General features: G+C 73.7%; 16 protein-coding genes. 6 read left to right on the top strand and 10 right to left on the bottom strand.

Annotated elements, in window-relative coordinates:
* Positions 1-154 precede the first annotated feature (154 nt).
* On the bottom strand, positions 155-4,009 hold the full coding sequence (locus ACGFIS_RS26990) for a tetratricopeptide repeat protein (protein WP_392905046.1): 3,855 nt from the start codon (positions 4,007-4,009) through the stop codon (positions 155-157).
* A 5-nt stretch (positions 4,010-4,014) separates the two neighbouring features.
* Entirely contained in the window at positions 4,015-4,506 is a 492-nt protein-coding gene (locus tag ACGFIS_RS26985; protein ID WP_392905048.1) for a hypothetical protein, read from the bottom strand.
* 190 nt (positions 4,507-4,696) lie between these two features.
* Here ACGFIS_RS26985 and ACGFIS_RS26980 point away from each other — a divergent pair, with 190 nt between their 5' ends.
* The 4 genes from ACGFIS_RS26980 (at position 4,697) to ACGFIS_RS26965 (ending at position 7,879) form a co-directional block, all read left to right on the top strand.
* Entirely contained in the window at positions 4,697-5,362 is a 666-nt protein-coding gene (locus ACGFIS_RS26980) for an MBL fold metallo-hydrolase (protein WP_392905050.1), read from the top strand.
* Between the two features lie 100 nt (positions 5,363-5,462).
* Positions 5,463-6,038: an ATP-binding protein gene (locus ACGFIS_RS26975; RefSeq protein ID WP_392973007.1), complete on the top strand. Its 576-nt coding sequence runs from the start codon at positions 5,463-5,465 to the stop codon at positions 6,036-6,038.
* Between the two features lie 126 nt (positions 6,039-6,164).
* Positions 6,165-7,250 carry an S-(hydroxymethyl)mycothiol dehydrogenase gene (locus ACGFIS_RS26970; protein WP_392973005.1) on the top strand — a complete coding sequence of 362 codons (1,086 nt, stop codon included), beginning with the start codon at positions 6,165-6,167 and terminating at the stop codon, positions 7,248-7,250.
* Positions 7,247-7,879, top strand: coding sequence for an MBL fold metallo-hydrolase (locus tag ACGFIS_RS26965; RefSeq protein WP_392973111.1), 633 nt, complete (start codon positions 7,247-7,249; stop codon positions 7,877-7,879). The genes ACGFIS_RS26970 and ACGFIS_RS26965 overlap by 4 nt, the downstream gene beginning before the upstream one ends.
* A gap of 2 nt (positions 7,880-7,881) precedes the next feature.
* Here the strand turns inward: ACGFIS_RS26965 and ACGFIS_RS26960 are convergent, their stop codons facing one another.
* Positions 7,882-9,474 (bottom strand): adenylate/guanylate cyclase domain-containing protein, encoded by a 1,593-nt coding sequence (locus ACGFIS_RS26960; protein WP_392973003.1) that lies wholly within the window; start codon positions 9,472-9,474, stop codon positions 7,882-7,884.
* A 114-nt stretch (positions 9,475-9,588) separates the two neighbouring features.
* On the opposite strand from ACGFIS_RS26960, the gene ACGFIS_RS26955 reads away from it, so the two are divergent.
* Positions 9,589-10,968, top strand: a complete 1,380-nt coding sequence (locus tag ACGFIS_RS26955) for an MFS transporter (RefSeq protein WP_392905060.1) — start codon at positions 9,589-9,591, stop codon at positions 10,966-10,968.
* On the opposite strand, the gene ACGFIS_RS26950 is transcribed toward ACGFIS_RS26955, so the two are convergent.
* Genes ACGFIS_RS26950 through ACGFIS_RS26940 form a run of 3 tightly spaced genes read right to left on the bottom strand, consistent with a single transcriptional unit; the run spans position 10,961 to position 13,684 of the window.
* Entirely contained in the window at positions 10,961-12,358 is a 1,398-nt protein-coding gene (locus tag ACGFIS_RS26950; protein ID WP_392905062.1) for a VWA domain-containing protein, read from the bottom strand. The genes ACGFIS_RS26955 and ACGFIS_RS26950 overlap by 8 nt on opposite strands.
* A 16-nt stretch (positions 12,359-12,374) precedes the next feature.
* On the bottom strand, positions 12,375-13,244 hold the full coding sequence (locus ACGFIS_RS26945; protein WP_392905151.1) for an AAA family ATPase: 870 nt from the start codon (positions 13,242-13,244) through the stop codon (positions 12,375-12,377).
* Positions 13,245-13,249: 5 nt separating this feature from the next.
* Positions 13,250-13,684 (bottom strand): hypothetical protein, encoded by a 435-nt coding sequence (locus ACGFIS_RS26940; RefSeq protein WP_392905065.1) that lies wholly within the window; start codon positions 13,682-13,684, stop codon positions 13,250-13,252.
* Positions 13,685-13,836: 152 nt separating this feature from the next.
* Here ACGFIS_RS26940 and ACGFIS_RS26935 point away from each other — a divergent pair, with 152 nt between their 5' ends.
* A complete protein-coding gene (locus ACGFIS_RS26935) occupies positions 13,837-14,178 on the top strand; it encodes a hypothetical protein (protein ID WP_392905067.1) in 342 nt (113 codons plus the stop codon).
* A gap of 52 nt (positions 14,179-14,230) precedes the next feature.
* On the opposite strand, the gene ACGFIS_RS26930 is transcribed toward ACGFIS_RS26935, so the two are convergent.
* The 4 genes from ACGFIS_RS26930 to murJ all read right to left on the bottom strand — a co-directional run bounded on the left by ACGFIS_RS26930 (position 14,231) and on the right by murJ (position 20,667).
* A complete protein-coding gene (locus tag ACGFIS_RS26930; RefSeq protein ID WP_392905070.1) occupies positions 14,231-16,426 on the bottom strand; it encodes an acyl-CoA dehydrogenase in 2,196 nt (731 codons plus the stop codon).
* A gap of 76 nt (positions 16,427-16,502) precedes the next feature.
* Positions 16,503-17,522 (bottom strand): TerC family protein, encoded by a 1,020-nt coding sequence (locus tag ACGFIS_RS26925; RefSeq protein ID WP_392905072.1) that lies wholly within the window; start codon positions 17,520-17,522, stop codon positions 16,503-16,505.
* 252 nt (positions 17,523-17,774) lie between these two features.
* Entirely contained in the window at positions 17,775-18,959 is a 1,185-nt protein-coding gene (locus tag ACGFIS_RS26920; RefSeq protein ID WP_392973109.1) for a glycosyltransferase family 4 protein, read from the bottom strand.
* A gap of 91 nt (positions 18,960-19,050) precedes the next feature.
* Positions 19,051-20,667, bottom strand: a complete 1,617-nt coding sequence (murJ, locus tag ACGFIS_RS26915) for a murein biosynthesis integral membrane protein MurJ (RefSeq protein WP_392905074.1) — start codon at positions 20,665-20,667, stop codon at positions 19,051-19,053.
* Positions 20,668-20,687: the final 20 nt, after the last annotated feature.

The raw sequence follows: 20,687 nt of genomic DNA, 5'->3' as shown, positions 1-20,687 counted from the left end.
GCCTCCTCCGCCGAACCCGGGCCGGGGCACGGTGCCTCATGATCATTTATTTCATGATCCGTTGCCTCGCAGTCCAGTGAACGCGGCGCTGCGCCGATGGACCATGCCCTTTGTCACACGCCGGGCATCCTGTGTCGCACCTCGGCGTCTTCTGTCACATGTCGAGCGACCCGTCTGATTCGAGCCAGCTGTCCAGGGCGCGGACGCGGCGGACGCAGTCGGCCGCCGCAGCCTGGTCGCCCAGGGCGAGGTGGGAGTCGCGCAGCAGCTCCAGCGCGCGCCGCAGGCCCCGCTGGTCGTCCATGTCGCGGCGGATGCCGATCTCGGCGCTGACGTGCTCCACCGCGCGGGCGTGCTTGCCGAGCAGCTGGGAGGCGCGGGCCATGGAGTGCAGCGCCGACGACTGCGCGCGGGTGTCGCCGAGTTCGGCGGCCAGGTCGTGGGCGCGCCGCCCGGTGTCCAGGGCCTCGTCGGCGCGGCCGAGGTCGAGGTGGATGGCGGCGAGGTGGACCAGGGCGGTGCCCTCGCTGTGGCGGTCGCCGACCTCGCCGAGAACCCGCAGCGCCTCCAGTTCGCGTTCCAGCGCCTCCTCGGGACGGCCGGCGCGGCGCAGCACGGCGGCGAGGGTGTCCATCCCGACGCCGAGGCCGTACCAGTCGCCGCCGGACCTGCGGATCTCCAGGGCCTGGCGTGCGGCGCGTTCGGCGTCCTCGGGCAGGCCGAGCCGCGAGTACGTGCGGGCCAGGCTGCCGAGCGTGCCCGCCATCCCGCCCTGCGCGCCGAGCTGGTGCCACAGGTCGAGGGCCTCCAGGCCGAGCACGAACGCCTCCTGGTGGCGGCCGAGGCGGCGCATGACGACCGTGAGGTTCTCCAGGTCGTGGGCCTCTCCGTGCTGGTCACCGATCTCGCGGCGGATCTCCAGGGCCCGCAGGAGATGTTCGCGCGCCTCCCGGTACCGGCCGAGCCGCGCATGGACGATCCCGATCTGCGCGAGCGTCTCGGCCTCGCCGTGCCGGTCGCTGGTGTCGCGGTGCAGGCGCAATGCCTGCCCGCAGAAGGTGAACGCCTCGGCGAACCTGGTGGCGTCGCACATCAGCCTGCCCAGCGTGGTGAGCGCGCGCGCCTCCCCGTGGCGTGCGCCCAGGGCACGGTACGTCTGGAGGGCCTGTTCGGCGTCCTGCTGTGCCATGTCGCGCAGGCCGAGCGTGGCGTTCATGCGCGCCAGCTCTGTCAGCGCCTGGGCGGCCCCGTACATGTCGGCCAGTTCCTGCCGGATGTAGAGGGCCTCCAGTGCGTGTGACACCGCTTCGTGGAAGTTCCCCTGGCGCCGGTGCACCTGCGCGATGGTGAGCAGCGTCTCCGCAACGCCGGGCTGGTCGCCTGTCCGGCGCCGTATGCCCAGCGCATGGGCGGCGTGCTCCAGCGCCTGCTCGTATTCGGCGAGGCCCAGAAGCGCGCGGGCGAGGGTGTCGTTCCCCTTGGCGACTCCCCCGTCGGCGCCCTCGTCCCGCAGTTCACCGTGGATCTCCAGGGAACGGCGCGCATGCTCGATCGCCGTCAGGTAGCGGCCCAGCGCCACGTGCACGTCGGCGAGGGTGGCGAGCGTCACGGCCTCCCCGTACCGGTCGGGCGGGTCGACCGCCCGGAACCCGCGCCGCGCGTCCTCCCCGTATCCGATGGCCTGGACGGAGTCGCCCACTTCGAAGTGGGCCATCGCCAGGTTGTGCAGCATGACGGCCGCCGCCGCCCAGTCCTCCTCGGTGCGGGCCGCGTGCAGGGCCACCTGGTGGACGGCGATGTTGTCCTCGCTGTAGCGCCGGAACTCCTGGAAGTCGAAGAGCGCGTCGGCGAGTTCCCAGCACGTCCGGTGCAGGCCGAGCCGGGCCGCCTGGTGGACGGCGGCGACGAGGTTGCGCCGCTCGGACTCCAGCCAGCCGAGCCCCGCCGCGCGTTCGGCGGTCGTCGCCGGGCGGCTCGGCGTCTCGGCGGGATGCACGTTGGGGCGGGGCCGTCCCGTCAGCACCGCCCCCGCCCTGCGCGCCTCGGCGAGGTACCCGGCCAGCAGCCGCCGCTGCGCCGCCAGCTGCTCCCCGTCGGAGTCCTCCCTCAGCCCCCGCTCCCGGGCGAAGTCGCGCAGCAGGTCGTGCATCCGGTAGCGGCCCGGCCCGACGTCCTGCACCAGGTACGCCTGCCGCAGGCCCTCCAGGCACTCGCGCGCCTCGTCCACCGTCCGGTCCTGCAGCGCGGCGAGGGCGGCCGGGGTGAAGTCGTGGCCGGCGACGAGGCCGAGCCTGCGGAACGCCTCCCGCTGGTCGTGGCGCAGGCTGCGGTAGGCGACATCGAACGTCGGGCTCATGACGGCCTGCAGCCCCGGCCCGGACGCGCCGTGCGCCGCGCCGTCGCCCAGCCCCGCGCCCGCCAGTCCCGGCCCGTACGGCGGCGCCGCCTCGGCGTCCCGCGCGGTGAGTTCCCGGACGGTCGCGGCGACGGACTCGCCGGGGTTCTCCGCCAGCCGCCCGGCCATGACGCCGAGCGCCAGCGGCAGATGCCCGCACTCGCGGGCCAGCCGCACGACCGCCTTGCGCTCGTCTCGGACGCGGGCGTCCCCCGGCCCGAGGACGTTCGAGATGAGATCCACCGCCTCCTGCGAGGCCATCTCGCGCAGTTCCAGCGTCCGGACGTCGGCGCCTTCGAGCAGCGCGGGCAGCCGCCGCCGGCTCGTCACGAGCACCAGCCCGGACGTCGCCGCCGCCAGCAGCGGCCTGATCTGCTCGGGCCGGGACGCGTTGTCGAGGATCAGCAGCATCCGCCGGTCGGCCAGCATCGACCGGCACTGCGCGGCCAGTTCCCCCTCGGTCCGCGGAAGCTGGTCGCCGGGCACGCCCGCCGCGCGCAGCACCTGCCCCATCGCCTCCGCCGGCGTGACGGGGCTGCGCCGCGTGCCGCGCAGGTCGGCGAACAGGACGCCGTCGGGGAACCGGTCGACGACCCGGTGCGCCCAGTGCAGCGCCAGCGTCGTCTTGCCGACGCCCGCCATCCCCTGGACGAGCACGGCGCGCGGCCATTCGGACTGGCCGACCAGCAGGTCCAGCTTGCCGAGGCTGACCGTCCGGCCGGCGAAGAACGGGTTGTCGGCGGGCAGCCGGACCTGGGGCGCCCCGCCACCCTCCAGGCGCACCGGCTCACGCGCCGCGATCACGGCGTCCGCGTCGGGTTCGGGGCGCGGCGGAGCCTCCCGCTCCGGGTCCGGCCACTCGTCCCCCCACGGGCTGGCGGCCCGGCGCAGGCGCTCGGTGTCCAGGACGGTCAGCGGGCGCGGCCTGCTGTCGAGGATCCCCTTGGCCCGCCACAGCCGGAACCACCGCACCAGCGTCTCGCGCGAGATGCCCGCCCAGTTCGCCAGCTCCGCCTGGCTGAGCTTCAGCGGGATCCGCGTCCCCTGCCCGGCGACGGGCTCGCCGAACCGGTGGGCGAGTTCCAGCAGGTGGTAGGCGAGCCGCTGCGGATGGTCGGCCGCCCGCACCGCGTGCCGGCGGCCGCCGAACGTGACGGTCTGGGAGATCGCGTGCATCATCGCCTCGGCGACCTGGGGGCTGGCCGCCAGGAGGCTGCGGAACTTGCGGCGGTCCACCCGCAGCGCCGCGACGTGGTCGAGCGCGGCGACGGTGCCGCGCTGCGGATGCCCCCACGGGCCGAGGACGCCGACCAGGTCGCCCGCCCCGAACAGGTCGATGATCGACTCGTCGCCCTCGCTGGAGTCCACGAACTCCTTGGCCACCGCGTTGCTCGCCGCGCGGGGGGACGCCTTGAACACCACGTACACGGCCGGTGCGACCGACCCCTGGTGGCACAGCATCCCGCCGGGCGGGATGTCGGTGCGCCGGCCCATGGCGCGCAGGGCCTGCCGGTCGGAGGGGGCCAGCCGCTCCCAGAAGCTGCCCGGCCGGACGTCCAGGGGGTGCCGGGGGGTGCGGGGGGCCGCCTGCCCACCGGGGACATCGTCGATCAAAGGGGTCAGCCTCCAGCCATCGCCGCCGCCAGCGTCCAGAACAGGAACAGCACCGAGGTCGTCGCGGCCCATGCGACGGCCTGCCAGGACAGTTCGCCGCAGCGGTGCGCCGCCGACAGCAGCCGCCGCAGCTCCACGTCGCGGATGCGGTCGTCCAGCGCGACCGCCGACCCGAACGGCGTCCACGGCACCCCGGGGTCGATGGGCGAGCCGGTCCGGCCGCGCACCTCCGCGAGCACCGACACCAGCGTCCGGCGCGACCGGACCGCGTAGGCGGCCGAGATCGCGAACGATCCGGCCAGCACGGGCAGCAGCGCCAGCGCGGCGAGGCCGGGCATGCCGGCCGCCAGCCGGGACACGATCCCGACCAGCACGAGGGCGAGGAACACCGCGGCGACGGCGGAGTCCCGGCCGCACAGCCGGACCAGTGTGCAGGCGTGCCCGAGAAGGTCCTCGGGCTTCTCCCTGTCGGGTCCGGGACGGAATGCGGTTACCAAGGTTCACCGTCCTCCCGCTTCGATCCTGATCTTCCATTGACCATGATGCGCTGGCAAGACGGATATTTCCGTCCGCCCGCGCACGGTTCGGCTGCGTCTGGTGACTCATTTCCATCAGGTGGCCGGGACGGCGCGGAACCCGGGCGCCGATGGTGGAGGATGGGGCTTCGCACCACCGACGGGAGGACGCATGACCTACACGGGAAACGTCGAGACCGGCGGCCGTCCCGACGTCCGGGAGCTGCCGGGGCTGACGGTCACGAAAGTGGCGGTCGGCCCGTACGACAACAACGCCTACATCCTGCGCTGCACCGCCACCGGCGAGCGGCTGCTCATCGACGCGGCCAACGAGGCGCCCCGGCTGCTGGAGCTGATCGGGGACGCGCCCCTGGCCCGCATCGTCACCACGCACCGCCACCAGGACCACTGGATGGCGCTGAGCGAGGTGGTCCGCGCCACCGGCGCCCCGGTCGTCGCGCACTCCCGCGACGCCGAGCCGCTGCCCGAGCCGGTCGCCGAGCCCGTCGAGCACGGCGACACCGTCCGGGTGGGGCGGGCGTCCCTCGACGTCATCCACCTACGCGGCCACACGCCCGGCTCGATCGCGCTACTGTACGACGCAGGCGGCGAACTGACGGACCGCCCTCACCTGTTCACCGGCGACAGCCTGTTCCCCGGCGGCGTCGGCAACACCTGGGGCGACCCGACCCGCTTCAAGCAGCTGCTCTCCGACGTCGAGGAACGCGTTTTCGACCGGCTCCCGGACGCCACCTGGTTCTATCCGGGCCACGGCAAGGACTCGACACTGGGCCGCGAGCGTCCCGGGCTCCCCGAATGGCGGGCCCGCGGCTGGTGATCCCGGTCCCCCCGGCCGGAACAAGCGGTGGTGGGCGTTCGTTGCTTCAACCACACTTCGGGCCGATACCAGGAGACAGACAATCCACGAACTCCACCAGGTGGACCCGGGGCCCGCGCTGCGTTTCCCGGCGGGCTCCCTCGTGCTCGTCGCCGGCCTTCCGGGGGCCGGCAAGAGCACGCTGCTGAACCGCCTGTACGGGCTCGACGGTGACGAGACGGCGCCGGTGCCCGCCGGCGACGTCCTCATCATCGACTCAGGCCAGTCCCGCAACTGGTGGGCGCGGTCCCTGCGCCCCCTGCCGGTCCGGCTGCGCACCCCGCTCGTCCACGCCACCCACGTGTGGCGGATCGGCCGGGCCATCCTCGCCGGGCACGGCGTCGTCGCGCACACCCGGGGCACCTGGCCGCACATCCTGCGCTGCTTCGCCTGGATGGCGCACCAGCGCGGCAACGACCTGCACCTGATCCTCATCGACGTCGACCCCGAGACGGCCCGCGCGGGGCAGTTCGCCCGCGGCCGCGTCGTCACGTCCGTCACGTTCGCCCGCCACTGCCGCCGCTGGCGCCCCCTCATCGCCCGCGCCCGCGGCGGCGACCCCCTCCCGCCCGCCGCCGGCGTCACGATCCTCGACCGCGACGCCGCCGACAAACTCCAGGCCATCCACTTCACCTGAGCGCCGGCGGCGCCCCGCCCCGTTTCCGTGCCCGCGCGGGTTCCGGACGGCGGAAGCGATGGGGGATGCCGGCCGGGGAGGGATATATAGGGTCGGAGGAAGATCCAGATCAGGAGAGGCGGCAGCATGGCGCAGCAGGTACGCGGGGTCATCGCACCGGGCAAGGGGCAGCCGGTGCGGATCGAGACGATCACCGTTCCCGATCCCGGGCCCGGGGAGGCGGTCGTCGACGTCCAGGCGTGCGGGGTGTGCCACACCGACCTGCACTACCGCGAGGGCGGGATCAACGACGAGTTCCCGTTCCTGCTCGGGCACGAGGCCGCCGGGGTGGTCGAGTCGGTGGGCGACGGGGTGACGGAGGTCGCGCCGGGCGACTTCGTGATCCTGAACTGGCGGGCGGTGTGCGGGCAGTGCCGGGCGTGCCTGCGCGGGCGCCCCTGGTACTGCTTCGACACGCACAACGCCGCGCAGAAGATGACCCTTGAGGACGGCACGGAACTGTCGCCCGCGCTGGGCATCGGTGCGTTCGCCGACAAGACGCTGGTGGCGGCGGGGCAGTGCACCAAGGTCGACCCGGCGGCCAAGCCGGAGGTGGCGGGGCTGCTGGGGTGCGGCGTCATGGCGGGGCTCGGCGCGGCGATCAACACCGGCGGGGCCGGGCGGGGCGACTTTGTCGCGGTCATCGGGTGCGGCGGCGTCGGCGCCGCGGCGGTGCTCGGGGCTCGGCTGGCGGGCGCCTCGAAGATCATCGCGGTGGACCTGGACGAGCGGAAGCTGACCACGGCGTCCGCGCTCGGCGCGACGCACACCGTGAACGGCAAAGACAGGGACGTCGTCGAGACGGTGCGGGAGCTGACCGGCGGGAACGGCGCGGACCTCGTCATCGACGCGGTCGGCCGCCCGGAGACCTACGAGCAGGCGTTCTACGCCCGCGACCTCGCCGGGACGGTCGTGCTGGTGGGGGTCCCGACACCCGAGATGAAGCTGGAGCTGCCGCTGCTGGACATGTTCGGGCGCGGCGGCTCGCTGAAGTCGTCCTGGTACGGCGACTGCCTGCCCTCCCGGGACTTCCCGATGCTCATCGACCTGTACCTGCAGGGCCGCCTGGACCTGGACGCGTTCGTGTCCGAGACGATCGAGCTGGACGGCGTGGAGGCCGCGTTCGAGAAGATGCACCACGGCGACGTGCTGCGCTCGGTGGTGATCCTCTGATGGCGGCGCGGATCGACCACATCGTGACGTCGGGGACGTTCTCGCTGGACGGCGGGACGTGGGACGTCGACAACAACGTCTGGATCGTCGGCGACGACAGCGAGGCGATCGTCATCGACGCCGCACACGACGCTGACGCGATCGCCGGCGCGCTCGGCGGGCGGCGGCTCGTGGCGATCGTGTCCACGCACGGCCACGACGATCACATCGACGCGGCGCCGGCGCTGAAGGCCCGCACCGGCGCGCCCGTCCTGCTGCACCCGGACGACCTGATGCTGTGGAAGCAGAGGCACCCGGGCGCGAGTCCTGACGGCGACCTGTCCGACGGGCAGGTCATCACCGTCGCGGGCACCGATCTGACCGTCCTGCACACGCCCGGCCACAGCCCCGGGGCGGTGTGCCTGCACGCGCCCGGCCTGGGCACGGTGTTCTCCGGCGACACGCTGTTCAGCGGCGGGCCGGGCGCGACGGGGCGGTCGTTCTCCGACTTCCCGACGATCATCACCTCGATCCGCGAGCGGCTGCTGACGCTGCCCGCCGAGACCGAGGTCCGGACGGGGCACGGCGACTCCACCACGATCGGCGCGGAGGCCCCGAATCTGGACGAGTGGATCGCCCGCGGCCACTGACCTCAGGTCGAGGCGCGTCCGGCCGGGCGGGGTGAGGCGAGCCGGGTGGGGCGGGTGCGGCCGCGGAGGGTGACCTCGTCTCCGAGGGTCCAGTGCGCCGCCTCGTCCGGCCCGGCGCGGGCGACGAGGGAGCCGGCGGCCAGCACCCGCTCGTCGTAGGTCTTGGCGAGGTCGGTGAGGCGGGCGGCCTCGTTCACGGGGTCGCCGATGACGGTGTACTCGAAGCGTTCCTCGGCGCCGATGTGCCCGGCCACGGCCTCGCCGGCGGAGACGCCGACGGCCGCCCGCAGGCCGGGGACGTCGTCGCGCAGCCGGCGGGCCAGCTCGCGGGCGGCGGCGAGGGCGCGGCCGTGGGCGCCGTCCAGGTCGAGGGGCGCGCCGAAGATCGCCAGTGCGGCGTCGCCCTCGAACTTGTTGATCCAGCCGCCGTGCGCGCCGACCACCTCGACGACCACGGCGAAGAAGTCGTTCAGCAGCCCGACGACCTCGGCGGGCGGGCGGTCGGCGGCCAGCCGGGTGGAGCCGATGAGGTCCACGAAGATCACCGCGACCTCGCGGAGCTCGCCGCCGAGGTCGATGCCGCGTTCGACGGCGACGCGGGCGACGTCCTCGCCGACCTGGCGGCCGAACAGGTCCTGGAGCCGCTCGTGCTCGCGCAGCCCGGCGGCCATGTGGTTGAAGCCGGCCTGCAGGAGGCCGACCTCGCTGCCGTCGTAGACGGGCACCTCGACGTCCAGGTCGCCGCGTTCCACCCGGGCGAGGCCGAGCCGCACCGACTCGACCGGGTCGGCGATGGCGCGGGCGGCGCCGTAGGTGACTCCGAGCCCGACGACGAGGGCGATGCCGCCGAGGGCGAGGACGGCCAGCGCGAAGTCCCGGACGGTGATCCTGGCGATGAGGAACGAGCCGACGGCCAGGGTGATCAGGCCGAGGATCGGGACGGCGGTGCCGAGCCCCCAGGCGAGGACCGACCGCGCGACGACGCCCGGCAGGCCGGTCCGGCGCGGCAGCTCGCTGTGCAGCGCCGTGGTGACCGCGCGCCGGAGCAGCCGCTCGGTCAGCAGGTAGACGACGGTGCAGGTGGTGAGTCCGCCGAGCAGGCTGGTCAGGCCGAGCTTGACGGCGAGCAGCGCGGAGAACGGGGCGTTGATGATCACCCAGCCGACCGTCCCGATGCCCCACAGGGTCAGGTGCAGGGCCATCAGCCGCAGCGGCCCGTACAGCAGCAGGGAGCGTTCGTGCCGGCCGGGTTCCTCGTGCCGTTCGACAAGGCGGCGGACGCGGCGGAAGAACCGTTCGCCGAGGACGAGGCCGAGGGGGACGGCGGCGGCGACGTAGGCGGTGAAGACGATCAGGTTGATCAGCTGCAGGCGTTCGGAGACGTCGCCGACCGGGTCGGGGACGACGACGGCGAAGGCGAGCACGACGAGCGCGCCGACCAGGTTCGCGAGGCCGGTGGCGATCGTCACCAGGACGCGGGCGCGGCGCGCGATCTGCGCGCGCGTGTCGTCCGGGCCGCCGTCGATGAGCCGCCACAGGGGGCCGAGCAGGATCCGCCTGGACCGCGGGGCGGGCGTCGCCTTTTCGGTCTCCATGAGCGTGCAGATTATCCGGTCATATCCACCTATCTCGCCGCGCGCGTACGGGTGCTACCGTCGTCGGCCTGAGTTCATTCAAGAAACCCACCAGTTGAACCCCCTGGAGACTGCATGACGACCGTGGCGGCCTCCGGTACCGCGCGCCGCGCGCCCGGTTCCGCGGCCGCGCTGGCGGTCCCCGCCGCCGCGACCCTGCTGGCCCTGATGAACTACACGGCGCCGATGGCGGCGCTGACCGACACGGCGCGCGGTCTGCACGCGGATCCGACGGCCCAGATCTGGCTCATGAGTTCGATCAGCCTCGGTCTGGCGGCGGCGCTGCTGGCCGTCGGCAGCCTCGCCGACGACCACGGGCGGCGGCGCGTGTTCCTGATCGGCGCCGGGACGCTCGCCGCGTCCAGCGTCGCCTGTGCCGTGGCGCCCAACGCGGCGGTCTTCGTCGCCGGACGGATCGTGCAGGGTGCCGCGAGCGCGGCACTGCTGGTGACCGGGCTCGGCATCATCGCCGCCTCGTTCGGTCCGGGGCCCCGCCGGGCGCACGCCACCGGGGTCTGGGGCGCGATGCTCGGACTCGGCGTCGCGGTCGGCCCGATCGCCTCCGCCGGGTTCGCCGAGGCCGGAGACTGGCGGCTCTGGTACTGGGCGGCGGCGCTGGGGTCGGTGCTGCTCGGCGTGGCGGCGCTCCGGCTGCGGGAGTCCCGGGCCGAACGGCCGCGCGGACTGGACCTGCCCGGCCTGCTCACCATGTGCCTGGGGGTGGGGGCCCTGGTCACGGCGATCACGTGGGGACGGCTGGGCTGGACGCGTCCGGTGGTCGCGGTGCTGTTCGCCGCGGCGGCCGTGCTGCTCGCCGCGTTCGCCGTGATCGAGACGCGGCGGCGGGAGCCGATGCTCGACCTCGCGCTGCTGCGGCGGCCCGCGTTCCTGCTGTCGATCTCGGGGGCGATGGTCACCGGGCTCGGAGTCATCGGGATCATGAGCTACCTGCCGACCATGATGACTCTGGTCATGGACATATCCCCGCTCGTGGCGGCCCTCGTCCTGGTGTTCTGGTCGGGGCTGTCGTTCCTCGCCTCGCTGCAGGCCCGCCGCCTGCCCGCCCGCCTGTCCGCCGGGCGGCTGCTCGGCGCCGGGCTCGCGCTCTGCGCCGCCGGGCAGTTCGCGATGCTGGGGATGGCCCCGCAGGACCACTGGGGGCGGCTCGTCCCCGGGCTGATCGTCGCCGGGCTGGGCGGCGGCCTCTCCAACGCGATGCTCGCCAGGCTGGCCGTCGACAGCGTCCCCGCCGACCGGGCGAGCATGGGGACGGGCGCCAACAACACCGCCCGCTATGTCGGCGCGTCGGTGGGCGTCGCGATCGTGGGCGCCATCGCCACCGGCGCCGGCACCGGCGTGTCCGACCTCGCCCACGGCACCAACGTGGCGATGTTCGTGTCCGCCGTCATCGCGCTGGCCGGCGCCGTCCTCGCCGTCGCGGTCCGCGTCAGGTGAGTTCCTCGATGAAGGCCGCCAACTGGGTCAGGTTGCGGCATTCGTACATGGGGACGAGCTCGCCGTAGCGGGACGCGGCGGAGTCGCCGGTGTCCCACTGGCCGCGCGGCTCCGGGTTGAGCCAGTAGGCGTGCCGGGTGCGGTCCACCAGGGAACGCAGCACCGGCAGGGACAGCTCACCGTAGTTGGAGCGGGCGTCGCCGAGGATCAGCAGGGACGTTTTGGGCGTGATGGCGTCGCGGTACCGGTCGTCGAACACCTTGATGGCGTGGCCGTAGTTGGAGCGGCCGGTGATCCAGACGAGGTCGGCCTCCGCGGCCAGCCGGGTCATCGCCTCCGCGACGTCCGCGCCCGGCGCGAAGAACCGGGTGATCTCGTCGGTGGTGTCGATGAACGCGAACGCGCGGACCTTGCTGAACTGCTCCCGCAGCGCGAACGTCAGCAGCAGCGTGAAGTGCGCGAACGACGACACCGAGTCGCTGGCGTCGCAGAGCACGACCAGCTCCGGCTTGTGCGGCCGGCGCGGCCGGTGGTGGGTGGTGAGCGGCACTCCCCCGCTGGCCAGGGACGCGCGGACCGTCCGGCGGAAGTCGAGCCGGCCGCGCCGGCCGCGCCGCTGCTTCTGCACGAGCCGGGACGCGAGCTTGCGCGCCAGCGGGTACACCTCGCGGCGCAGCGCCGCCAGATCGGCGCGGTTCGCGGCGGAGAAGTCGAGCCGTTCCAGCGGCGGGCGGACGGCGATGCGGGCGGTGCGTTCGACGCCGGTGTCCTCGGCGATGCGGCGCCGCACCTCGCCCGCGACGAGGTCCTCGAACCGGGCGATGCGGTCGCGGAACGTCCGGCGGGCGACCCGCTCGGCCATGCCGCCGCGTTCCCGCCCGGTCAGGACGGCGTTGAGCAGCCTGCTCATGAGCGTCTCGGGCGACATGGCGCGCATGACGCCGAAGGAGAACCACGACTCCTGTCCCGGCGTCTGGCCGTACTCGGCGACGGCCATGCGGGCGAACTGCCGCAGCGCGGCGTCGTCGCCGGACAGGAGGAGCTCCGCCAGCTCGCCGCGGCGGGCCTGCACCTCCGGGTCCAGGGCGGGCGGGACGGGGCGTCCGTCGTCGTCCAGCGTCCGGGCGGGGCGGTCCGGGTCCGGGTGCGCCCCCGCGCCGTCCCCGACCGCTCCGGGGAACCACAGGTCGAAGAGGGTGTCGAACGTCGGGCGGTGCTGGGGCCGCTTGACGAGTGTCGCCGCGTAGGCGGCGCGCAGCGATTCGCGGTCGAGCAGGTCGATGGCCTGCATGGCGCGGACCGCGTCCAGGCCCTCGGCGACCGACACCGGCATCCCGGCCCGCCGCAGCTCCGCGACGAACCCCGTGTGCCGGTCGATGAGTGAGGCCATGTCTGAAATCCCGGGGTCAGCCCCGCAGCCCCAGTTCCTTGACCGCGCGCTCCTGGTCGGTGACGTGCTTGAGGACGACGCCGAGGGTGCGGGCGACGGCGGCCTCGTCCAGCTCGTCCAGGCCGAGGGCGAGCAGGGTGCGCGCCCAGTCGACGGTCTCGGCGATCGACGGGGCCTTCTTGATCTCCAGGTCGCGCAGCGTGCCGACCGTGCGGACGAGCTGCTCGGCCAGCTCCGCCTCGATCCCCGGCACCTGCGCGAGGACGATGTCGCGTTCCCGTTCCGGCGCCGGATAGTCCAGGTGGAGGTAGAGGCAGCGGCGCTTGAGCGCCTCCGACAGCTCCCGCGCCGCGTTCGAGGTGATCACCACGAACGGGCGGCGGACGGCGTCGACCGTCCCCAGCTCGGGGATCGTGACCTGGAAGTCCGACAGGACCTCCAGCAGCATGCCCTCCACCTCGACGTCGGCCTTGTCGGCCTCGTCGATCAGCAGGACGGTCGGGCCGGTGCGGCGGATCGCCGCCAGCAGCGGCCGCTCCAGCAGGAACTCCTCGGAGAAGATGTCGTCGTGGGTCTCCTGCCAGGCCCGGTCGGACGGGGCGGCCTGGATCGCCAGGAGCTGCTTCTTGTAGTTGAACTCGTACAGCGCGCGGGCCTCGTCCAGCCCTTCGTAGCACTGCAGCCGGATCAGCTCGGCGTCCGTCGCGGCGGCGACGGCCTTGGCCAGCTCGGTCTTGCCGACCCCCGCGGGGCCCTCGACGAGCAGCGGCTTGCCGAGCGCCTGCGCGAGATACACCGTCGTGGCGATCGACTCGTCGGCGAGGTAGCGGACCCGCGCCAGCCTGCGGTCCACGTCGGCGGGGGACGCGAACGCCCCGTCCACGATGTCGGTCATCCCCTGCCCCTCTGTGCGCCGCGCTTCTGCGCGGCCGCCTTCTTGTACGTCTGGTTGGTGCCGGCGAACACGATCGATCTCTGGTCCTCGCTCAGGGCGACGCCCCAGTAGGACGCGGTCTTCGGGTCGCCGCCCTTCCAGGAGAAGCGGTACTTGCCGCCGCCCTCGGGGATGGCCGTCCCGCTCCAGAGCTTCTGCTTCTGCTTCACCCACACGCCCCTGCCGTCCGCCGCGAACTGGAAGTAGTCCCCGGCGGTGCCGACCCAGCGCCCGACGAGCGGTTTCATGTCGGAGGGCTTCACCACCGGGATCGGCGCGAGCGTGGTGGGCGGGGCGGACGAGGCCGTGCCTGCGGCCTCCCCCTCGCCGCCGCAGCCGGTGAGGGCGAGCGCGGCGGCGGCCGTGCAGGCGGCGAGGGCGGCGACTCTCACGAGGACCTCCGGGGCGATCTGGGGCGAAGCGGCAGTTTACCGGCGGTTCCGTTCTCGTCCCCGCCCAGACCTGCGGTGAGACCTGCGGGGTAGGCCGCGGTTGGCGCCGGTGGGTGAGGCGGCCGCGGCGCGCCGTTGCCTATAACCGAACCATGACGACCCCACGACTTCCCCGCGACGACCTCACGGCGGCGATGGCGGCCCGGCGCGAGCTGGGGCCCGACTACGACGAAGCCTTCATCGAGACGGTCGTCGACCGCATCCAGGAGGCCCTCGACGCCCGCACCACCGCGTCGCCCCGGCCCCGGTTCGGCCCGGTACCGGAGCCGGGGCGCGGCGGCCGCGATCACAGCCTCGCCATGGCGGTGCTGTCGCTGCTGGCCGCGATCCCGCTGAGCGCGATCGCGGTCGTCCACGCGGGCCTCCCGGGCCTGGTCACGGCCCTCGCCGCGATCGTCCTAGTGAACGTCACCTACACCCGCCGTCCTCGTTAGCCCAGGGGGCGACCCCTGGGACCCGCGGAGCGAGGTTCATGGCGTTCTCTGGTCACTTGCCCGGTTCGGGGTCGCGGGGGAGGCCGAGGAGGCGCTCGCCGATGATGTTGAGCTGCACCTCGGTGGTGCCGCCGTAGATCGTCATCGCGCGGCTGAACAGCATGGCGCGCGCCACGATGCCGCTCTCGGTCAGCGGCACCTCGGTGACGGCGGCCGTGCCCTGCGCGGACCAGCAGTAGTCGGCGACGTCCTGGTTGAACTGGACGCCGAGGAGCTTGCGGACGCTGGCCTCCGCGCCGGGCTCCACACCGTTCAGCTGCTTGAGCGTGGTGCGCAGGCCGAGCAGGTCGATGGACTGGCCCTGGGCGACGAGCTTGCCGACCTCGGCGGCGGCGACCGGGTCCAGCGTCCGCCGCTTGAAGAACTTCAGCAGCTCGGGGACGCCCATGCCGAGGCCGCCGCCGGTCGACAGCGACACCCGCTCGTTGGACAGCGTGTTCCGCGCGACCTGCCAGCCCTTGTTCACCTCGCCGACCACGCGGTCGTCGGGGACGAACACGCCGTCGAGGAACACCTCGTTGAAGATGGCCTCGCCGGTCAGCTCCTTGAGGGGCCGGACGTCGACGCCCTCGGACTTCATGTCGACCAGGAAGTAGGTGATGCCGTCGTGCTTGGCCGCGTCCGGGTCGGTGCGGGCGATGCAGAAGCCCCACTGGGCGTAGTGCGCGAGCGACGTCCAGATCTTCTGGCCGGTGAGCCTCCAGCCGCCCTCGACCCGCTCGGCCTTCATCGACAGCGACGCCAGGTCGGAGCCGGCGCCGGGCTCGGAGAACAGCTGGCACCACACGATCTGCCCGCGCAGCGTCGGGCGGAGGAACTTCTCCTTCTGCTCGTCGGTGCCGTACCGGACGAGGGACGGCACCAGCCAGGCGCCGATCCCCAGGTTCGGGGCCTTGACCTGGGCGGCCTTCAGCTCCTGCTGGATGAGGATCTGCTCGACCGGCCCGGCCTCGCGTCCCCACGGCTTCGGGAAGTGCGGGACGCTCCAGCCCTCGTCGCCCAGCTTGGCGTGCAGCGCCTCCTTGTCCTCGATGGCGGCCAGCCCGGCGACCTCGGCGCGGATGCGCTCGCGGAGCGGCTGGGCATCCTCGTCGAGTTCCAGGACGACCTCGCGGCGGCCGCCGTCCAGCGCGAGCGCCGCGACCTTGGCGGCCCAGTCCTTGGACGGGCCGAGCAGCGACCGCAGCGTCAGGGCGCGGCGCAGGTAGACGTGCGCGTCGTGCTCCCAGGTGAAGCCGATGCCGCCGAGGATCTGGATGGCGTCGCGGGCGGTCTGCACGCCCGCGTCGAGCGCGATGACGGCCGAGACCGCGGTGGCGAACCCGGCTTCCTCGGTGCCCTCGTCCAAGGCGCGGGCGGCGTCCCAGGCGGCGGCGCGGGCCTGCTCCAGCGCGATGAGGCTGCGCGCGGCCTTGTGCTTGACGCCCTGGAACTGCCCGATCGGGCGGCCGAACTGCTCGCGGACCTTGGCGTACTCGGCCGCGGTCGTCACGAGCCAGCCGGCGAGGCCCGCCGACTCGGCGCCGAACAGCGCCGCGGCGAGGTCCCGGACGCGGCCGGTGGTGAGGCCGTCCAGCACCCGGTCGGCGGCGACGGCGACGCCGGACACCTCGACGGACGCGACGCGGCGGACCTTGTCGAGGCTCACGACCGGCGTGACGGTGACATCGGCGGCGTCGACCGCGATCCACTGCTCGCCGTCGCCGTCCGCGACCGGCAGGACGATCACGTCGGCGAGCGCGCCGCCGAGGACCGTCGCGGACGTCCCCGACACCACGAACGAGTCGCCGTCGCGGCTGCCGGTCAGCTCCCCGTCGAGGGCGACGGCGGCCGTCCTGGACCCGTCGGCGAGGGCGGGCAGCAGCTCCGCGCGCACCTTGGCGTTGCTGGACGCGTTGACGACGGCGCTGGCGAGCACGGTCGGCAGGAACGGGCCGGGCGCGGCGGCGCGGCCCAGCTCCTCCAGCACGACCGACAGTTCCAGGAGGCCGTAGCCCTGGCCGCCGTGCTCCTCGTCCAGATGCAGGCCGAGCAGGCCCTGCTCGGCCAGGGCCGGCCAGAACCCGGGCCTGGTCTCCTCGTCCGCCTCCAGCGCGGCCCGGACGGCCGTCACCGGAATGTTGCGCTCGGCGAAGCCGCGCACCGAATCGGCGAGCGCCTCGTGCTCCTCGGTCAGCCCGATGGCCATGCGTGAACCCTCTCTCAGCCGCTTTTGACAACGATTCTAGAACAGGATTCGGTGCTGTGGTCCAGTGCTCGCGGACTCAACCTTTGCGCGTCTGCGCGGCGTCCGCGTCAGACACCTGCCCGTCCGCGGGCATCTCGCGGGACGCCGCCCTGCCGACGGCCCTGCGGCCGGCGGCCAGGCTGGCGACGGTGGTCGCGAACAGCGTCCCCGCGATCACCGCCAGGGACAGCCAGATCGGGATCTCGGGCGCCCACGCGACACCGTACTCGTGCATCGCGTGGAAGATCAGCTTGGCCCCGATGAAGCCGAGGATGAACGCCAGCCCGTGCGCGAGGTAGACGAGCCGGTCGGTGAGCCCGCCGAGCAGGAAGAACAGCTGGACCAGGCCCATCAGCGCGAACGCGTTGGCGGTGAACACCAGGTACGGCTCGGTCGTCAGCCCGAAGATCGCGGGAATGGAGTCCAGCGCGAACAGCACGTCGGTGGACCCGATGGCGATCATGACGATGGCCAGCGGGGTGACCAGGCGCCGGCCGTGCCGCCGGACGACGAACCGGTTCCCTTCGTACGCGTCGGACGTCGGAATGACCCGCTTGGCCCACCGCAGCAGGACGTTCTCCTTGAACTCCTCCTCCTCGTCGCCGCCGCGGACCAGCCCGATCGCCGTCCAGATGAGGAACGCGCCGAAGATGAAGAAGACCCACGTGAACGTCGAGATGGCGGCGGCGCCGACCGCGATGAAGATGCCGCGCAGCACCAGCGCGATGACGATGCCCGCCATCAGCACCGTGTGCTGGGCCTGCCTCGGCACGGCGAACCGGGTCAGGATCACCATGAACACGAAGAGGTTGTCGACGCTGAGGCTCTTCTCGGTGACGAAGCCGCCGAAGTACTCGCCCGCGTACCGCGCGCCGGAGAAGATCCACACGCCGATGCCGAACAGCACGGCGAGGCCGATGTAGACCGACGACCAGAACGCGGCCCTGCGGGTGGTGAACTCCCGCGTGTCGTTCCTGTGGATCAGGAACAGGTCGGCGGCGATGACGGCGAGGATCCCTGCGATGGTCAGGGCCCACACCAAGGGTGAGACGGACAACGTGAACACCTCCAGCGGACACGAACGAGCGCTGGAGGTCTCTCCCGCCCCGGACGAGCGAGGGCCGCGGAACCCGGGCAGGTATGGACCGGCCGTATTGACGGGAACCGTGCGCGGGGATACTCCCCTCCACTGCCTCCTTCAACGCGGGCCCCATCAGGGCGGTTCCCTCCGCGCGAACTTTTTCCAGCCCTTTCTCGAACCTGACCGCCGGAAACCGCGTCCAAGGCGCCGTCACCCGCGCCTTCCGGCTCAGCGGCGGGTGCCCGCCAGTTCGCGGTACAGGCCGGCGAGCTGGTCGACGGCGTCGTCCTCGTCCGGCAGCAGGGCCGATCGCTGCGCGGCGGCCGACCCGAGCCGCGCGGCCAGGGCCGGATCGTCGAGGACGCGGCTCACCGCGCGTTCCAGGGCGCCCGCGTCGCCCGGGGGCACCAGCAGCGCGGCCTCGCTCTCGGGGCCGTGCAGCAGCGGGCCCGCCGCGCCGCCGTCCGCCGGCCGTTCCTCCGCGCCGACCATGCCGGGGATGCCTCCGACGCGGGTGGCGATGAGCGGCCGGCCCGCCCGCAGGATCTCCTGCACGATCAGCGGCTGCCCCTCCCACACGCTCGGCACGACCGCCACGTCGCAGGCGGCCAGCAGCCCGGCGACGTCCGAGCGGCGTCCCAGCAGCCGGACGGGCAGTTCCTCGGCCTCGACGCGGGCGCGCAGCCCGTCCTCGAGCGGGCCGTCACCGACGATCGCGACGAGGGGCGGCGGCGTCCGGCCGGCCCAGTCCCGCGCCGCGTCCAGCAGTGTCGGCAGGCCCTTCTGCTCGGCGAGCCGCCCCACCGTGATGATCAGCGGCCGCTCCCCTGCGCCCAGCTCGGCGCGCAGGTCGGCGCGGACGGCCGGGCCCGGCAGGGCCTGCGGCGCGGGCGCCGGGACGATCGCGTGCCCCACCGACCGGGCGCCGAGGGCCCGCATCCGCTCCTCCAGGTCGGGTGAGACGCCGAGGACGCGGGCGGCGCCGCGCGCCACGACGCGTTCCAGCGTCCCGTAGACGGCGGCCGTCCGCCCGCCGGCGATGACGGCGTTGTGCAGGGTGACGACCAGCGGCGGCCCGCCCCGCGAGAACCGCAGCGGCCCCGGCGCGACCCGCGCGCACGCCGCGACGGCGAGGGCACCGGCGCGCAGCCCGTGGGCGTGGACGACGTCGGCGCCGCGCAGCAGCGAGCGGAGCCGGGCGACGGCCTTGGCGTCGCTCACCGGGCGGGGCCGGTCGGCGAGATCGACCTCGGCGAAACGCACGCCGCCGCCGGTGAACCCGAACAGCTCCTCGGTGGACGCGGGCCCGCACACCAGCACCTGGGCGCCGCGTCCGGCCAGGCCGGCGGCGACCGACCCGACATGCCGCCCGACGCCGCCTGCGCTGGTGCCGAGGACCAGCGCGACGCGCAGCCCGTCGAGAACAAGCGCGGAGCGTTCGGGGGGGCTGGGAGCCCGCCCCCAGACGGAGCGGGGATCCTTCCTCTCCGGCATTGCCGGGTTCTCAGACATTGCGGGTGACCTTCCGGCTGAGGACGGCCCGCAGATCCCGGCCGTCGATCACGAATGCGATGAACAGGAAAACCGCGCCGGCGACCAGCGCCGCGAGCACTCCGGCGCCGACGCTGCGCAGTTCCCCGCCCGTTCCGAGCAGCGCGGCCGTCGCGTACCCGGCGGCGGCGCCCGCGGCGGCGCCCGCCAGCCCGGCGGCCAGGGCGCGCGGTATCCCGGCCACGGACGCGGCGCCCCTGGCGCGGACGAGCGTCCCCAGCAGCAGCGCGCCGGCGACGGTCATCCCGGTCGCGTTGCCGACGCCGAGCGCCGCGACCACCCACGCCGGGTCGACCGTCAGCACCAGCGCGACGTCGGCGGCCATCACGACCAGCCAGCCCGCCACGACCGCCGCGGCGCCCATCCGGCCCCGGTGGCAGGCGAACAGGACGCGCCCGAGATGCGCGACGAGCCCGTATCCGATCAGCCCGGGCGCGAACGCGAGCACCGCGCGGGACAGCACGTCCTGCTGGTCGGGAAGCCCCGGGTTGAACATCGCCGCGACGGGCGCGGCGACCGCGGCCAGCACGGCGGCCCCCGCGCACGACACCAGCACGACCGCGCGGGTGGTGGACGCGGTGACCTGGTCGAACCGCTCCTGCTCCCCCGCGCTGATCCGCGCCGACAGCGCCGGGAACGCGCTGGTCGCGATCGGCACCACCAGGATCGCCCACGGCAGCAGGTAGATCGCCCACGCGTACTGGTAGTTGGCGAGCGCGCCGCCCGTGCCCTCGTAGCTGAGCCGCACCACCAGCAGCGCCGACAGCTGCTGCGCGGCGACCGTGGCGAGCCCGGCGAGCGCGAGCCGCCGCACCCGCCGCGCCACCCCGTCCGGGAAACGCAGCGTCGGCCGCAGCCGGAGCCTCAGCCGCCACGCCGCGATCCCGGCGGTCGCCGCCATCGCGACACCGCCGAGCGTCGTCCCCACCGACAGCGTCAGCTCCGCGTCCAGCGGCAGGCCCGCCAGGTCGTTCTCGTGGCCGCGGCCGAGCGGCGCGTACGCGATGTAGGCGCCGATCACCACCAGGCTGGACATCAGCGGGGCCAGCGCCGGCGCGACGAACCGGCGGTGCGACTGCAGCAGCCCGTACAGGACGACCGCCACCCCGTACATCACCATCTGCGCCGACATCACGGTGAGCATCGAGGAACCGACGTCCACGATCCCGTCGCGGGTGCAGCCCTTCAGGTCGCCGCCGACCAGCAGCTCCATGACCGGGCGGGAGCCCAGCGCCATCAGCGCCGACAGCGGCACCATCAGGACCACGATCCAGGTCAGCAGCGCCGACCCGATCCGGCGGACCTCCTCGCGGTCACCGCGCTCGGCGGCCCCGGCCAGCACCGGCACGACCATGGCGGTCAGGGCGCCGCCCGCGACGATCTCGTAGACGATGAACGGGAACTGCGTCGATGTGAAGTACGCCTGGCTGAGACACGACGTCGTGACCGTCTGGGAGAAGGCGTAGGTGCGCCCGAACCCGGCCAGCCGCGCCAGGACGGTGATGACCGCGATGACGACGGCGGCGCCGGCGAGGCCGCCGGTGAGGCGGCGAAGATGTGACGGTGGCACGCTCGTGTGGTTCTGCGGGG

Origin of the sequence: Spirillospora sp. NPDC048824 (assembly GCF_043198455.1) — a bacterium.
Classification (GTDB): Bacteria; Actinomycetota; Actinomycetes; order Streptosporangiales; family Streptosporangiaceae; genus Spirillospora.
This window is presented reverse-complemented; position numbering and strand designations above follow the sequence as displayed.

Bases quoted from the DNA above. Each gene is read 5' to 3' on its own strand.
- ACGFIS_RS26935 (WP_392905067.1), top strand. From the start codon at position 13,837: ATGACGACCCCACGACTTCCCCGCGACGACCTCACGGCGGCGATGGCG.
- ACGFIS_RS26950 (WP_392905062.1), bottom strand. From the start codon at position 12,358: ATGGCCTCACTCATCGACCGGCACACGGGGTTCGTCGCGGAGCTGCGG.
- ACGFIS_RS26960 (WP_392973003.1), bottom strand. From the start codon at position 9,474: ATGGAGACCGAAAAGGCGACGCCCGCCCCGCGGTCCAGGCGGATCCTG.
- ACGFIS_RS26930 (WP_392905070.1), bottom strand. From the start codon at position 16,426: ATGGCCATCGGGCTGACCGAGGAGCACGAGGCGCTCGCCGATTCGGTG.
- ACGFIS_RS26970 (WP_392973005.1), top strand. From the start codon at position 6,165: ATGGCGCAGCAGGTACGCGGGGTCATCGCACCGGGCAAGGGGCAGCCG.
- ACGFIS_RS26980 (WP_392905050.1), top strand. From the start codon at position 4,697: ATGACCTACACGGGAAACGTCGAGACCGGCGGCCGTCCCGACGTCCGG.
- ACGFIS_RS26955 (WP_392905060.1), top strand. From the start codon at position 9,589: ATGACGACCGTGGCGGCCTCCGGTACCGCGCGCCGCGCGCCCGGTTCC.